Here is a 14,712-nt window from a genome sequence, read left to right on the forward strand (position 1 = left end):
CAGCCGGCCCTGGTCGCGCCGCCAGCACGACGACTCGTACTTGATCGAGTAGCCGCAGTACTCGTCCTTGTGCGTGGTGTTCGGCGAGGACAGGCTGATCCGGATGTCCGGGTTCGCGTTGCCGTCGACGCGCTGCACGGACACCTGCCCGGTACCGGCCCAGCTGCGCGGGTCCGCGAGCGTCGTGTCGACGAGCTGGGCGAAGGAATCGTTGCCGCCGTACGGCTTGAGGTCGATGCCCTTCTCGACCTCGATCGTGTACGTGAACAGCTCGCCGCCCTTGCCGATCTTCTTGCCGGCACCGGGCAGGACCGTCCACGTGCCCTTGCCGGACTGCGGGTACGGCGCGCCCTTGGGCAGCTCGGCCGTGGGGATGTTCAGCGCCGGCGGCACCGCGGGCTGCTCGGACACGTTGGGCGCCACATCGCCGTCGCCGGCCGGCTGCTTGCCCGCCTGCCCCTGGACCGCCTGGCTCGAGCCGGGCGCGGCACCGTCGTCGCCGTAGGTCTGGATCAGCACCAGCAGGGTGACCGCGAGCAGCACGGGGATCGCGTAGATCCGCCAGCCGTACGTCGCCATGAAGCCGCGCTTCCGATGGCGGGATCCGCGTTTGCGCAGCTCGTCGCGTGTCGGCTGGCCGGTGGGACGCCAGGAGGCGGCGAGCGGCTGTGCCGGTGGCCGCCGCGCCCCCGGCCGGTACCGTTCCTGGGTCACCCGCTTGGTCACGGCAACAAGGGTGCCACAGTTCGCGCACGCCCTTCGGTTGAAGGTGATGCGCTCACCATTCGCCGGCCTCGGCACGCTCCCACATACCGAGTACCGCGCGGGCCACCGTGCCCGGACGCTCCATCTGCGCGACGTGGCCGGTGTTGGGCAGCACGAGCAACCTGCCGTGCGGGAAGGCCTGGGCCGTCCGCGGCGCCTTGCGGACGGTGACCAGCTTGTCCTTGGCGCCCCAGACGACGAGCGTCGGCACGTCGATCGACGGCGCGATGGTCCACAGCGAACGCGAGCGCGGCGCGAGCCAGGTGCGGAACAGGCCGACCGTGCTGCGGGCGAGCGCCGGGTTGGCCCACACCAGCCGCTCGCGCTCCGCGAACTCGTCGGCGGCCTCGCGCCTGCGGGACTCGGGGATGTGGTCGGGCTCGGCGAAGCACAGGCGAAGAAGCCGCATGACGCGGCGGTCCACGTCCTCGCGGGCCATCCGCTTGCGCACGGGCGGGCCGATCACCGGCAGGTAGGCGACCGTGAGCCGCGGGTCGGACATGCGCGAGAAGTACGGGCGCAGGTCCGGCATCGCGGGCGAGATCAGCGTCAGCGTGCGCACGAGCTCGGGGTGACGCTTGGCGAGCAGCATGGCGATCGCGCCGCCCATGGAGTTACCGAACAGGTGCACCGGGCCGGCCTCCAGGCCCGCGACGAACCGGGCGACCGTGTCGGCGTGCGCGGGCATCGAGTAGTCGAAGTGCTTGGGAGGTTCGGTGCGGCCGAATCCGGGTAGGTCCACCGCGATGCCGGGCACGCGGGTGGCGAGCTGGCCCGCGAGGTCGGTCCAGTTGGTCGCCGAGCCGCCCAGGCCGTGCACGTAGACCGCGATGGCGTCGGCGTCCGCCGGACCGGGCGTCCGCCGCACGTGCAGGGTCACCCCGCCGGAGGTCTGGTCCTCCCCCGGCCAGGGCGGGATCGACATGTCCACCGGCGGCAGCACGGCATCCGACAGCGGAACATGGGTGACGGGAGGCCTGGTCGCGGCGGGGGTACTCATCCCATCAGTATCCGGGACCGCATCGATCGTCGCGGATCGGCGTTACCCACGAGTAAGGTCATATCACCCGCACGGACCGGTGACCCCGGCCCGGAAGGAGAGGACGCGCGTGGGAGGCGGCATGTCGGAGACGGCGATACAACACGGTGGCCTGACCGGCCAGACACCGGCGAACCGGGCGGCCCGGCTGCCGCGGAACGCGCGGCGGGCGCAGCTGCTGTCCGCGGCGCAGGACGTGTTCGCGGCCAACGGGTACCACGCCGCGGCGATGGACGAGATCGCCGAGCGGGCGGGTGTGTCCAAACCCGTGCTGTACCAGCATTTCCCCGGCAAGCTCGAGCTCTACATGGCGCTGCTGGAGATGCACGTCGACGAGCTGATCGAGCGGGTCACCGACGCGATGGAGTCGACGAGCGACAACAAGCTGCGGGTGCGCAACGCGGTCAGCGCGTACTTCGACTTCGTCGACGGCGAGAGCCAGGCGTACCGGCTCGTGTTCGAGTCGGACCTGCGCGGCGAGCCGGCCGTCCAGGCGTCCATCGACCGCGGCACGGACGCCTGCGTGCGGGCCATCACGGCGACGATCACCGCGGACGCGGGCCTGGACGAGGAGCGCGCGTCGCTGCTCGCGGTGGGCCTGGTGGGCATCAGCCAGGTGGCGGCGCGCTCGTGGCTGTCCAACAAGGGCTCGATGGCCAAGGACGACGCCGTCGGCCTGATCTCGACCCTGGCGTGGAAGGGCATCGGCGGCGGCTTCCCGCTCCAGAACCCCTGACCCGGACCGACGCCTCGCGCGGCGTCGCCGACGGCCGCCTCACACACCGCGATCCCCGCACACAACAGCACACACAACAGCACGCACGCAGCCCCACCCGCTCCGGGGGGCCACCCACGTTCCAGCGTACCGGGAACAGGTGACGGGAAGATCGACTTCGGCGTGTCTGTGGATGGCTCGGGTGGTTGTGGACAACCGCGGCGGACGGGTGGCCGGGACTTCGAGCAGCGATCCGGCGTTCGGCCGACAGGAGTAGCGTTCGCGGCGTGTCCGGACCTACTGACTCCGACAACACGGGGGACGCGCGACGCGACCGGTGGCGGTCGCATCGGGCGGCGCGCCGGGCCGAGTTCGTCGACGCCGCCATGCGGGCGCTCGCCGAGCACGGGCCCGACGTCGGCATGGACCAGATCGCCGCGGAGGCCGGGGTCACGAAACCCGTGCTGTACCGCCACTTCACCGACAAGGCCGACCTGTTCGTCGCGCTCGGGCAGCGCGGCACGGAGATCCTCTTCGACCGGCTCATCCCCGCGATGAACAACGAGGAGGCGCCGGTCCCCCGCATCCGCAAGAGCCTCGACGCCTTCTTCTCCACCGTCGAGGAGCACCCGAACCTCTACCGCGTCCTCGTCCGGCGCTCGTTCGCCAAGGCCCGGGTCGAGCAGGACATCGTGGCCGAGGACAAGGAACTCATCGCCAACGCGCTGTCCGCCCTGCTGGGCGACTACCTGCGCTCGCTGGACATCGACTCCGGCGGCGCCGAGCCGTGGGCGCACGGCATCGTCGGCATGGTGCAGAACGTCAGCGAGTGGTGGCTCGAGCGCCGCACGATGAACCGGGACGCGGTGGTCGAGTACCTGACCCAGATCATCTGGTCCGCGATCGACGGCTTCACCCGCGCACGCGGCATCGCCCTGGACCCGAACAAGCCGCTCGCGGTCAACAAGGTGGTCAAGCTCCGCGCAGACGACGCCGGCTAGCACCCAAGACGGCCGCAGATCTTTGTGCGCGAAGTGAGGAACCCGATCAACGGAACCTCAGGGGACCGTGATGCCACCCAGCCGCTAACCACCCACGAACCCACACCCAGCCCCGGAACGCGACCGACACTTGAAATTCCGGGGAGGCGGACCGCTATGTGGCGAAGCCCACGCGGCGGGTGTCGGCCGTACCGATCTCCACGTAGGCGACCCGCGCGGACGGGACCACGAACCGCCGGCCCTTGTCGTCGATCAGGCTGAGCGTGCCGGCGGAGTCCTTCAACGCGGACGCGACGAGCGACTCGATCTCCTCGGGCGTCTGGTCGCTGTTCAGCACCAGCTCCCGCGCGGTGTCCGCGACTCCGACCTTGACCTCCACGAAGACCTCCGCCTCGCAAACGAACGTTGTCCCAGTAAGGCTAGCCGAGTCCCAGTGCGGACATCCGCCTGCCATGTGCCTGCTGCAACCGCCGGAACAGCGCCGCGATTCCCGCGAGGTCGCCCGTTCCGGTCACGATCAGCTCCGCGAGCCCGTCCCGCTCGGCCACGACGTACTGGGCCTGCGTCAACGCCTCGCCGAGCAGCCGCCGCCCCCACAGCGTGAGCCGGTCGCGCACGGTCCGGTCCTGCTCGATGGCCGCCCGCACCTCGCGCTCGGCGAACGCGGAGTGCCCGGTGTCCGCGAGCACCTCGTGGACGAGCGCGCCGGTCTCCTCGTCGACCCAGTTGGCGATCTCGCGGTACAGGTCGGCCGCGAGCCCGTCGCCCACGTACGCCTTGACCAGCGACTCCAGCCAGGATCGGGGCGCGGTCGAGGCGTGCCAGGTGTCGAAGTGCCCGATGAACGGGCGCATCGCGTCCTGCACGTCCACGTCGTGCTCGGCGAGGAAGCGCTCGATCCGGGTGTAGTGGCCGATCTCCGCCGCGGCCATCTCCGACAGCGCGGCGCGCCCGGGCAGCGTGGGTGCCGTGCGCGCGTCCTCGGAGAGCCGGTCGAACGCGGAGAGCTCGCCGTAGGCCAGCACGCCGAGCAGGTCGACGATCCCCTGGTCGATCGCCTTGTCCGTACGCGCCTCACCAGCACCGCTCACGACCGCTCCTCAGGCTCCGAGCGGCCGCTCGCGGCCGCCCTGTGACATGGTTCGCTCGCAAGCTCGCTCACGAGCCCAGAGACTATCCGGACCTACGCCCGGGTAGACTGACCAGGACGCGAGCTTTTCCAAGCCGCGTACAAGAGGGTGTGCGCGCCTCGCCGGCGCTCCCGCGCCATCCGCGCGGTCGAGCGGCTCGTCCAGGGCGGAGCGCGCTGGACCAAGGGAGAGAAGCTCATCAACGACACATCCGATGTGGACGCCGTTCAGCTGGAGCACAGCGAGGCCGGCGTCCCCGAAACCGACACGTCTCATCCACTCCAGGCCGGCGCGCCCGTCCGCGACGACTCCCCCACGTTCGCCGAGTTCGGCGTCCGCGCGGAGATCGTCAAGGCGCTTTCCGAGGCCGGCATCGAGCGAACCTTCGCGATCCAGGAGCTGACGCTCCCGCTGGCGCTCGCCGGCGAGGACGTCATCGGCCAGGCACGCACCGGCACCGGCAAGACGCTGGGCTTCGGCGTGCCGCTGCTCCAGCGGATCACCACCCCCGGCGACGGCACCCCGCAGGCGCTCGTCGTCGTGCCGACCCGCGAGCTGTGTCTGCAGGTCTGGCACGACCTGTCCGACGCAGGCCGCCACCTCGGCGTCCGGGTGCTGTCGATCTACGGCGGCCGCCCGTACGAGCCGCAGATCGACGCGCTGCGCAAGGGCGTCGACATCGTGGTCGGCACCCCGGGCCGGCTGCTGGACCTCGCCGAGCAGCGCCACCTGGTGCTGGGCAAGGTCGAAGCACTCGTCCTCGACGAGGCCGACCGCATGCTCGACCTGGGCTTCCTGCCCGACATCGAGCGCATCCTGCGGATGGTCCCCGAGAAGCGGCACACGATGCTGTTCTCGGCCACCATGCCCGGCCCGATCATCACGCTGGCCCGCACGTTCCTGCGCCAGCCCACGCACATCCGCGCCGAGGAGCACGACGCGGGCGCGATCCACGAGCGCACCCGCCAGTTCGTCTACCGGGCGCACGCGCTGGACAAGATCGAGGTCGTCGCCCGCGCGCTGCAGGCCGAGGGCCGCGGTCTCACGATGATCTTCAGCCGCACCAAGCGGACCGCGCAGAAGATCGCCGACGACCTCGGCGAGCGCGGCTTCGCGGTCGCCGCCGTGCACGGGGACCTCGGCCAGGGCGCCCGCGAGCAGTCCCTGCGCGCGTTCCGCTCCGGCAAGGTCGACGTGCTGATCTCGACCGACGTGGCCGCCCGCGGCATCGACATCGAGGACGTCACACACGTCATCAACTTCCAGTGCCCCGAGGACGACGGCACCTACGTGCACCGCATCGGCCGCACCGGCCGGGCCGGACGCGCCGGCGTGGCGATCACGCTCGTCGACTGGGACGAGGAGCCGCGCTGGAAGCTGATCAGCGACACGCTCGGCCTGGACATCCCGGAGCCGGTGGAGACCTACTCGACCTCCGAGCATTTGTTCAGCGACCTCGGCATCCCGGAGGGTTCGACCGGCCGGCTGCCGCTGGCCAAGCGGACGCGGGCCGGCCTGGACGCGGAGCCCCAAGAGGACCTGGACGGCAAGGGCCGCCGCGGGCGCAACCGGCGCCGCCGTAACGGGGTCAAGAGCGGGGTCAAGAGCGGCGTCGCGAGCGAGAGCAACGGCGAGAGCCCGCGGACCGGCGACGGCGAGTCCGGCGAGCCGCGGCGGCGGCGCCGGCGGCGCAGCCGCGGCGGGGAGAGCCAGCAGGCCGAACCCGCGGCCGAGACGTCCGGCACCTCGCCGGCCGGCCGCTCCGACCGTCCGGCCCGCAGGCGCCGGCGGCGCAGCCGGGGTGGGGTCGACGTGCCGGAGACACCGAACGCGAGCGAAACAGCGCCTTCGGCAGACTGACACCCCGTGACGCACCACTTCGGGGACGAGGACGTGCTCGAACCGGGCGCGGACCCGGACCGGCCCGAGCCGGTCGTGCGCACCCGCTTCACGCGCAGACGGGACGTCGTCGTGGCGGCGCTCATCGCGGTCGTCGCGCTCGTCGCCGGGCTGCTCGTGTGGCTGAGCAGCGACATCCGCGCGACCACGGCGCAGACCTACGCCGGCCCGGCGCCCACGCCGGGTCGCCCCACGGCGTTCCCGCCCTCGCTCGGCGAGACGTGGCGGGCGAGGAGCCCGGCGACGCCGACGCCGGTCACGATCGGCCCGGCGGTGGTGACCGGCGACGGCCAGGACGTCGTCGGCCGGGACCCGATCAGCGGCAAGCCCCGCTGGCGGTACAGCCGCGACCTGCCGTTGTGCACGCTGACCTCGGCGTGGTCGATGGCGATCGCGGTGTATGAGAAGTCGGACAACTTGCTGCCGTCGGACGACCCGCGCGCGGCCGGCGGCTGCAGCGAGGTGACCGCGCTCGACCCGGCCACCGGCAGGCGCGGAAAGCAGCCGCGGGCCGGCGAGCAGCGGGACAAGCCCGACCTGGGCGAGCGAAACTCCGACGCCGAGCTCGGCACGCGGCTGCTGTTCGACGGCAGCTACGTGACGACCACCGGCGACCGGCTGCTGACGACGTGGCGGTCGGACCTGGTGCAGACCATGGAGTACGGCCAGGTGCCGGCCGTGGTCAACCCGGACAAGCAGCCGCGGACCGGCTGCGAGTACCACACGGTGGCGGTCGTGCAGTCGCGGATCGCGGTCGTCGAGGACTGCCCGGACGACGGCGGCGACCGGCTCACGGTGTACCGGGCGACCGGCAACAACGACTCGGAGAAGCCGGAGGTCGTGGCGAGCGTCGGGGTGGCCAACGGCTCGCGGGTGGTCGCGATGACCGACGAGTGCCGCCTCAACCCGGCCGACGAGGAGGACGTGCAGCAGTGCACGGCGGTCGTCGAGCCGAACCCGGCACGGCTGATCGTGCTGAACGAGAAGGGCGAGCAGGCCGCCAGCTACCCGCTGTCGCTGGGCCCCGGTGACCTCGCGAACGAGCCGGTGGACCACGTCGTGGCGACGGCCACCACACCGGTCGCGGTCTACTGGTACACGGGCTCGAAGACGATCGCGCTGTCCCGGGGCGATCTGAGTCCGTTGTGGACCGTCGACGGCGCGCTCGGGCCGGGCACCATGTTCGCCGGCCAGATGCTCGTCCCGGTGAAGAACGGGCTGCGCGTCCTCAAGCCCGCGACCGGCAAGCCGGTCGGCACGCTGCCCGTCGACCGCGGTGACTACGCCGGACCGATCGCGATGTCGACGCTCGGTCCGATGGTGTACGAGCAGCGTGGCGACACGCTGGTCGCGATGCGCTGAACATCACGGAGTGTCACAGTTCACCTCCGCTCTACAGCGCCACCAGGCGTCGTGAGGCACACTCGGAGTGTGCAGCAGCCGCCGTCGCAGATCAGTCCCCACCGGGGTAGCCGGATCGATCTGCCCGGCCGGTACGGACCCATCGCCGCGCTGTACGCGAAGTCCGCGGCCGCGGGCGACCCGCCGCCGACCGCGTTGCTGGTGCCGGGGTACACGGGGTCCAAGGAGGACTTCGCCCCGCTGCTGGACCCGATCACGGACGCGGGCTTCGACGCGATCGCCATCGACATGCCTGGCCAGTACGAGTCCGGCGGACCCGACGACGAGGACGCGTACCTGCCGGCGCCGCTGGGCATGGTGATCGCGGAGCTGGTCGGCAAGCTCGCGGCCGAGGGCAACCAGGTCGTCCTGCTCGGCCACTCGTACGGCGGCCTGGTGGCTCGTGGCGCCGTGCTGGCGGACGCGCCGGTGGCCGGGCTGACGTTGATGGACTCCGGTCCGGGTGAGCTGCCCGACGGCTTCCGCCGGCAGGCGCTGGACATCGGTGAGCCGGCCATGCGGGAGCACGGCATCGAGGCGGCGCAGCGGCTGCGCGAGCAGCTGGACACGCAGCGGGCGATCTCGCCGGAGCTGCGGATGCTGCTGCGGGAGCGGTTCGTCCGCTCGGTGCCGGCGGCGCTGCTGGGCAAGGCGCGGGCGCTGCGCAGCGAGCCGGACCTGGTGTCGTCGCTGGCGCGGACGCTGCACCAGGACGGCGTGCCGTGCCTGGTGGTGTGCGGCGAGGGCGACGACGCGTGGTCGGTATCCGCGCAGCGGGACATGGCCGACCGGCTGGACGCGGACTTCGCCGTGATTCCCGGCGCGTGTCACTCGCCCAACACGGAGAACCCGGCCGAGCTCCTGGCGACGCTGATTCCTACGTGGCGGTCCTGGCTGGCTTCCTGAGCGTCACGACCACCAGAGGAGCCACATCGTGACTCCGGTGATCGCCACGACCGCCAGCGCCGCGAGACCGGCCAGCACGCCCTCGTTCTTGTCGGCCACGCGCTGCACCAGGACGGCGAGCACGGCCGCGCCGAGGTGACCGCCGACCATCGTCGCGCCGGGGCCGGGCACGCCGCGGATCCAGGCCAGCACCTGGAAGACCACCACCACGATCGCGAGCACCGACAGGCCCACGGCCAGCGCGCCGGCCAGCTCGCGGCCGAATCCGCCGCGTCGCGGGCGTTCGCGGGGAGGTTCAGCGGCCAAGGCCACTGTCGTGTCGCCGGAAGTCGCCAGGGGCACCGTGGGCGAGTTCTCTGACACGGATCATCCCTTCACCTCGTCGGCGCGAGCGAGCAGCGACCAGGGCTCGGCCTGCGGGCCGGCTGCCTGGCCCTCGGGGCAGCTGCGTCGAAAGTCACACCAGGCGCATTGCCTACCCACCTGCGGCGGAAACAAAACATCCGGATCGCCGCCGGCATTGAGGGTATCCGTCGCCAGGTTGAACTCCTCGGCCGCCTCCTCCACCCGCGTCCGATGCCTGGTCAGGGAGTCCTCGGTGTGCTCCCACGCCGCCACGGTCCCGCTCGGCAGGTGGTGCAGCTCCACCCGGCGGCACGGCCGGCGCAACGTGCGCCGCGCGGCGAGGGCGTACAGGGCAAGCGCTTGCGACGCACGCGCGTCGTCGGTGGTCAGCGCCGTCCGGCCGGTCTTGTAGTCGACGATCACGAGCTCGCCGTCGCGCTCGTCGATGCGGTCCACCCGGCCCTCGGCGACGATCGTGCCGATCGGGGCGGACACCCAGCGCTCGAGGCCGATCGGGTCGTCGGCGACGTCGATCTCCTTGACGTAGTCCGCCACCCAGCCGGCCGCGAGATCCCGGTAGGTCGCCGCCTGGACCGGGCCCGCGAAGCCCTCGTCGGTCCAGTTGGTGCCCACGAGCGCGGCCGCGGCCTCGGGCGTGCGGCGGCGCACGGGCAGCTCGAAGAAGGCCCGTAACGCGTTGTGCACCACCGCGCCGAGCGTGTTGTGCGCGAACGCGCCCCCGCGCGGCGGCGTCGGGCGGTCGAGGTAGGCCATCCGGAACCGGCGCGGGCAGTCCATCCAGGACGACAACCGGGCCGGCGTGACCTTGATCAGCTTGCGCGGCATCGCGTCGAACCCGAGTTGCACGCCGTCAACCGTAGAGCAGCCCACCGACACTCAGCCGCCGGCCACGAACCCGCGCACCGAGTTCGCGATCAGCTGCACCGCGATGGCCGCGAGCAGCAGGCCCGCGATCTTGGCGAGCAACGTGATGCCGCTGTCCTTGATCAACCGGATCAGCTCGCCGGAGTAGCGCAGGCACAGCCACAGCACGAGGTGCACGGCCACGATCGCCGACGCGAGCGCGAGGTACGAGCCGAGGTGGCCGCCGGCCTGGCGCACGAACACGATCGTCGCCGCGATGGCGCCGGGGCCGGCCAGCAGCGGCGTGCCGAGCGGCACCAGCGCCACGTTGACGTCGTCGACCGCCTGGGGCTGTGCGGCGTCGCGCCCGGTCAGCAGGTCCAGCGCGATCAGCAGCAGGAGCAGCCCGCCCGCGCCCTGCAGCGCCGGGATCCCGATGTGGAGGTAGGAGAGGATCGCCTCACCGCCGACCGCGAACAGCGTGATCACGCCGAGCGAGACCAGCACGCCCTGGCGCGCGGCGCGCAGCCGAGCGGGCCGTGGCCGGCGGCCGACGAGGCTCAGGAACACCGGCACCGTGCCCGGCGGATCCATGATCACGACAAGGGTGATCGCCACCTCCGCGAAGAGGCGCGCGTCGAAGAGGTTCACGAGGCCGTGACGATCTCTACGCCGGTGGCGCGCGCGGCGATCGCGTCGAGCATCTCCGGTGCCGTGGTCTCCTGGCCGAGCCGCAGGACCTTGTTCGTCCCGTGATAGTCGCTCGAGCCGGTCATGATCAGGTCGAGGTCCTCGGCCAGCGCGCGCAGCCGGGCGCGCGCCTCCGCGTCGTGGTCCGGGTGGTCGACCTCCACGCCCGCCATGCCGAGGCCGGCCAGCTCCTTGATCACCTCGGCGGTGACCGTCGGCCCGCGGTGGTGCGCGAACGCGTGCGCGAGCACGGTCACGCCGCCGGCGCTGTTGATCGTCTCGATCGACGACTCGACCGGGGTGCGCGAGCTCGGCACGTAGTAGCGCCCGCGGTCGTTGAGGAACCGCTCGAACGCCTCGTCCACAGTGGACACCACGCCTGCCTTCACGAGCGCCATCGCGATGTGCGGGCGGCCCGCGGTCGAGTCCTCCGGCAGCTCCGCGAGCAGCTCGTCCGCGTCGACCGGGAAGCCGTCCTCGGCCATCCGGCCCGCCATCGTCGCGAGCCGCCTGCGCCGCTGCGCGCGGGCGCGCGCGTGGTCGGCGACGACGGCCTCGGCGTCCGGGTCGAAGAGGTAGGCCAGCAGGTGCACGGTGCAGTAGCCGCCACGGCCGTCGGGCGATCGGCACGACAGCTCGGCGCCGCGGACCAGCCGCAGCCCGGCCGGCAGTGCGGCACGCGCCTCGGCCCAGCCAGACGTGGTGTCGTGGTCGGTGATCGCGACCGCGTCCAGGCCGGCGGCCGCCGCGTTGGCGATCAGCTCGGCCGGGCTGTCGGTGCCGTCCGACGCCGTCGAGTGCGTGTGCAGGTCGATCCTCACGTGCCCATTAGACGTGAGTGGTCCGCTCAGCCCACCATCGGCTTGCGCTTGGCCAGCCGCTGCGCCTTGATCATCGAGAAGCGCGCCTTCTGCGCTTCCTTGTCACCGAAGACGAGCTCGGAGATCGCGTCGTAGACCTGCTCGGCCTTGGGCAGGTAGGACAACCGGTTCAGCGCCTGGATCTGACCGGCCGACTCCACGATCATCGTGCCGTAGCCCAGGATCCGGCCCATCAGCGGACGTTCGTAGGTGAGGTCGGTGACCTTGCTGATCGGCATCATCAACACCTTGGTCGTGATGATGCCGGTGGTCATCATCATCCGCTGGTCCGTGACCACGATCCGCTCCACCCACCAGACCAGGACCTTGTAGGTGAACCGCAGGACGATGAACAGCGCGAAGTACCAGAGGATGTTCTGCACCAACCACATCGCGGGCGGCAGCAGGTAGGACACCATGAGCGCGACCGCGAGCAGCGCGACCGCCTCGAAGATGTCCCAGGCGAGACAGCCCCAGTGCAGGCGTACCCGGATGACCCGGCGCTCCGAGTCGAGCAGGTACTCGTCAGGATCGCGTGGCGCGAACATGATTCGACCGTACTCGGATCAGGTCTGGAAGACCGAACGGACGAACGTGATCACCGCTTCGGCGGCGTCCTTGAGCGTGTTGAGGATGGACGTCACGAGCGCCGCGGACTGGACTGGCTGAGTCACCAGGAAGAACACAATCAACGCCGCGCCGGAAATTATCAGAACCTTCTTGACATTCACCGCGAGCTACTCCGTGTCCCACGCGTTCCGTGATCGTAGGTTGTTGAACGAAAACCACCCTGACACACTTGTACCGCACGGCGCTGGAGAACGGGAGGGGAGTCCCGCTCTTGGGGGCAGGCGACCGGTGTGGTACGCGAAATTGGCTACGCTGTGTGTTCGTGACCGGTGCTCGCATTCCGATGATCAGGTGCGTCGGCGCGGTCGTCCATGACACAGCGGGGCGACTGTTGCTGATCAAGAGAGGGCACGCGCCGGGCCGCGGGCTCTGGTCGCTGCCCGGCGGCCGGGTCGAAGCGGGCGAAACGGACGAACAGGCCGTGGCGCGTGAGCTGCTGGAGGAGACCGGCCTGACGATCCGCGCGGGCGTGCTCGTCGGCCGGGTCGAGCGGCCGGCGCCGGGCGGGGTGTACGAGATCTTCGACTACGCGGCCGAGGTCGTCGGCGGCTCGCTCGCGCCGGGCGACGACGCGGACGGCGCCGCCTGGGTCGGCCGGGCGGAGTTCGCGGCGCTGGAGGCGAGCGGCGAGCTGGTCGCACAGCTGGCGGACACGCTGCGCGAATGGGACGTGCTGCCGCGAAGCTAGGCGCCTACGCGAGCCACTCCATGCGCTCGCCGTGCAGGGACGTCTTGGCCAGTGCGGTCGCCGCGGGCCGCCCGCCGGACCAGCGGACCAGGCCCAGGACGCCGAAGACCTGCTCGCCGTCGCCCGCCCGCAGGTCGTCACGGTCGGGCAGGAGCAGGTCCAGGCCACCCAGGTAGCCCTCGTGGCTCACCCACCACAGTGGCCGGACCGCGGCCAGGTCGGCCAGCGCGTCGACGAAGGCGCGACGGCGCTCGGCGGTGAACAGCCACAGCACGTTGCTCGTCAGCACCACCAGCGGCACGTCGGCCGGGATGCGGCCGGCCACCGCGGCGAGGTCGTCGACCGCGTCGCCGGCCACGAGCTCCGGCGGCGCCTTGCGCTGGGCGGCCGCGGCCGCGCCGAAGAGCCGCAGGCGCTCCGGCTGGTCGGGCCAGATGCATGCCTCGAGCCAGGCGTACTGCTCTTCGTCGGTCAGGTCGACCGGGTTCGCGTCCAGCCCGATCTTCGTCACGGTGGAAAGCCGCTTCGGGATCGACGGCAGCGTCGCGCCGGGCGCCAGCTCCAGCGCGCAGTGCAGCCCGACCGGCGCGCGAGGCGGCCCCGCGGCGAGCTGGCCCGCCTGCTGGGTCTGGTAGCGGTAGGCGTAGGTGTCGATGCCGAGCAGCAGGCCGGCGCTGGTGCCGACCTCGAGCAGGCCGACCGGCTTGCCCGCCTGCTTCGCGGCGAGCGTCACCGCCGGGTAGAGCAGCGCGGCGCGGCGGACCTCGTTGGTCTGCGTCACGTGGTTCGCGATCAGCCCGCGCACGCGGTCGGCACGCGCCAGGACGAACGAGCGGAACAGGGGCCACAGGGCGGCGTCGGGCCCGTAGGTCCCGCCGAGCGACGGGTAGTAGTTCGTCAGCTCGTGGAACGGCTCGGACTGCAGCACCCGCTGCACGGCGGCGAGCAGCAGCGTGGCGCTGACCGCCTCGGGGGTCGGGGCGGCGGTGAGCAGGCCCGCGATCTCGTCGTCGTCCGACGCGTGCCCGGCCAGATGGCTGTACAGCGGGGAGGTCTGCGCCGCGTGCTGGTCCGCGAACCATCGCAGGTGGTGGCGGATCTCCTCCAGCGACGCGGCGGCCATGGCGCCTAGTCTGCCGCAGGCTCCGGACGGCCCGGCTGCTCGCCTCCCCTGGCCTCGCCGTACGAACGTTTGGGGACCATCACCTTGCGGCGGAAGACGCAGACGACCGTGCCGTCCTGCTTGTACCCGCGGGTCTCCACGTACACCACGCCGCGGTCGTCCTTGGACTTCGACGGCGTCTTCTCGAGCACCTCGGTCTCGCCGTAGATCGTGTCGCCGTGGAACGTCGGCTTCACGTGCCGCAACGACTCGATCTCGAGGTTCGCTATCGCCTTGCCTGAGACGTCCGGCACGGACATGCCGAGCAGCAGCGAGTAGATGTAGTTGCCCACCACGACGTTCTTGGCGAAGTCCGTGGTGTTCTCGGCGTAGTTCGCGTCCAGGTGCAGCGGGTGGTGGTTCATCGTGAGCAGGCAGAACAGGTGGTCGTCGTACTCCGTGACCGTCTTGCCCGGCCAGTGCTGGTACGTCGCACCGATCTCGAACTCCTCGTAGCATCGCCCGAACTGCATGATCCGCCCTCACTCGCCTTCCGTGATCCGAACCGCCGAAGTCGCCAGCCGTGGCAGGGAGCCTCAGCGCAGCTTGTAATCCTCGAGCAGCCGACGTCCGATGATCATCCGCTGGATGTCTGCGGTGCCTTCGCCGATCAGCAG

General features: G+C 71.4%; 18 protein-coding genes. 6 read left to right on the top strand and 12 right to left on the bottom strand.

From position 1 onward, the window contains the following. Positions 1-726, bottom strand: a 726-nt coding sequence (locus VH969_RS12485; RefSeq protein WP_331973871.1) for a DUF3152 domain-containing protein, incomplete at its 3' end; no start/stop codon positions are given. Positions 727-778: 52 nt separating this feature from the next. After that, on the bottom strand, positions 779-1,765 hold the full coding sequence (locus tag VH969_RS12490; RefSeq protein ID WP_331973872.1) for an alpha/beta fold hydrolase: 987 nt from the start codon (positions 1,763-1,765) through the stop codon (positions 779-781). A gap of 121 nt (positions 1,766-1,886) precedes the next feature. Here VH969_RS12490 and VH969_RS12495 point away from each other — a divergent pair, with 121 nt between their 5' ends. Further along, the gene (locus VH969_RS12495) at positions 1,887-2,540 is read left to right on the top strand and encodes a TetR/AcrR family transcriptional regulator (RefSeq protein WP_331973873.1); all 654 of its coding nucleotides are present in this window, start codon (positions 1,887-1,889) and stop codon (positions 2,538-2,540) included. A 266-nt stretch (positions 2,541-2,806) separates the two neighbouring features. Further along, positions 2,807-3,520 carry a TetR/AcrR family transcriptional regulator gene (locus tag VH969_RS12500; RefSeq protein WP_331973874.1) on the top strand — a complete coding sequence of 238 codons (714 nt, stop codon included), beginning with the start codon at positions 2,807-2,809 and terminating at the stop codon, positions 3,518-3,520. Positions 3,521-3,674: 154 nt separating this feature from the next. Here VH969_RS12500 and VH969_RS12505 read toward each other — a convergent pair whose 3' ends face one another. Next, on the bottom strand, positions 3,675-3,899 hold the full coding sequence (locus VH969_RS12505; RefSeq protein WP_331973875.1) for a DUF3107 domain-containing protein: 225 nt from the start codon (positions 3,897-3,899) through the stop codon (positions 3,675-3,677). Between the two features lie 40 nt (positions 3,900-3,939). Next, entirely contained in the window at positions 3,940-4,611 is a 672-nt protein-coding gene (locus VH969_RS12510; protein ID WP_331973876.1) for a ferritin-like fold-containing protein, read from the bottom strand. 237 nt (positions 4,612-4,848) lie between these two features. Here VH969_RS12510 and VH969_RS12515 point away from each other — a divergent pair, with 237 nt between their 5' ends. From VH969_RS12515 to VH969_RS12525, 3 genes are all read left to right on the top strand, one after another. Then, a complete protein-coding gene (locus tag VH969_RS12515; RefSeq protein WP_414638491.1) occupies positions 4,849-6,510 on the top strand; it encodes a DEAD/DEAH box helicase in 1,662 nt (553 codons plus the stop codon). 6 nt (positions 6,511-6,516) lie between these two features. After that, positions 6,517-7,911, top strand: coding sequence for an Rv3212 family protein (locus tag VH969_RS12520; protein WP_331973877.1), 1,395 nt, complete (start codon positions 6,517-6,519; stop codon positions 7,909-7,911). 69 nt (positions 7,912-7,980) lie between these two features. Next, positions 7,981-8,856, top strand: coding sequence for an alpha/beta fold hydrolase (locus VH969_RS12525; protein WP_331973878.1), 876 nt, complete (start codon positions 7,981-7,983; stop codon positions 8,854-8,856). 3 nt (positions 8,857-8,859) lie between these two features. On the opposite strand, the gene VH969_RS12530 is transcribed toward VH969_RS12525, so the two are convergent. The 6 genes from VH969_RS12530 to VH969_RS12555 are packed head-to-tail and all read right to left on the bottom strand — an operon-like array spanning position 8,860 to position 12,346. Then, positions 8,860-9,162 (bottom strand): hypothetical protein, encoded by a 303-nt coding sequence (locus tag VH969_RS12530; RefSeq protein WP_331973879.1) that lies wholly within the window; start codon positions 9,160-9,162, stop codon positions 8,860-8,862. Positions 9,163-9,222: 60 nt separating this feature from the next. After that, complete coding sequence (locus VH969_RS12535) at positions 9,223-10,047, bottom strand: RecB family exonuclease (protein ID WP_331973887.1); 825 nt, start codon at positions 10,045-10,047, stop codon at positions 9,223-9,225. A gap of 51 nt (positions 10,048-10,098) precedes the next feature. Beyond that, positions 10,099-10,716, bottom strand: a complete 618-nt coding sequence (locus VH969_RS12540) for a MarC family protein (RefSeq protein WP_331973880.1) — start codon at positions 10,714-10,716, stop codon at positions 10,099-10,101. After that, complete coding sequence (locus VH969_RS12545; protein WP_331973881.1) at positions 10,713-11,576, bottom strand: PHP domain-containing protein; 864 nt, start codon at positions 11,574-11,576, stop codon at positions 10,713-10,715. The genes VH969_RS12540 and VH969_RS12545 overlap by 4 nt, the downstream gene beginning before the upstream one ends. A gap of 26 nt (positions 11,577-11,602) precedes the next feature. Beyond that, complete coding sequence (locus VH969_RS12550) at positions 11,603-12,163, bottom strand: PH domain-containing protein (protein WP_331973882.1); 561 nt, start codon at positions 12,161-12,163, stop codon at positions 11,603-11,605. An 18-nt stretch (positions 12,164-12,181) separates the two neighbouring features. Continuing rightward, positions 12,182-12,346 (bottom strand): hypothetical protein, encoded by a 165-nt coding sequence (locus VH969_RS12555; RefSeq protein ID WP_331973883.1) that lies wholly within the window; start codon positions 12,344-12,346, stop codon positions 12,182-12,184. Between the two features lie 182 nt (positions 12,347-12,528). On the opposite strand from VH969_RS12555, the gene VH969_RS12560 reads away from it, so the two are divergent. Then, positions 12,529-12,933, top strand: a complete 405-nt coding sequence (locus tag VH969_RS12560; RefSeq protein ID WP_331973888.1) for an NUDIX hydrolase — start codon at positions 12,529-12,531, stop codon at positions 12,931-12,933. Positions 12,934-12,937: 4 nt separating this feature from the next. On the opposite strand, the gene VH969_RS12565 is transcribed toward VH969_RS12560, so the two are convergent. After that, positions 12,938-14,056 carry a DUF2332 domain-containing protein gene (locus tag VH969_RS12565; RefSeq protein WP_331973884.1) on the bottom strand — a complete coding sequence of 373 codons (1,119 nt, stop codon included), beginning with the start codon at positions 14,054-14,056 and terminating at the stop codon, positions 12,938-12,940. Positions 14,057-14,061: 5 nt separating this feature from the next. Further along, positions 14,062-14,568 (bottom strand): MaoC family dehydratase, encoded by a 507-nt coding sequence (locus VH969_RS12570; RefSeq protein WP_331973885.1) that lies wholly within the window; start codon positions 14,566-14,568, stop codon positions 14,062-14,064. Positions 14,569-14,712: the final 144 nt, after the last annotated feature.

This window comes from Actinophytocola sp. (assembly GCF_036555685.1).
Lineage (GTDB): Bacteria > Actinomycetota > Actinomycetes > Mycobacteriales > Pseudonocardiaceae > Actinophytocola.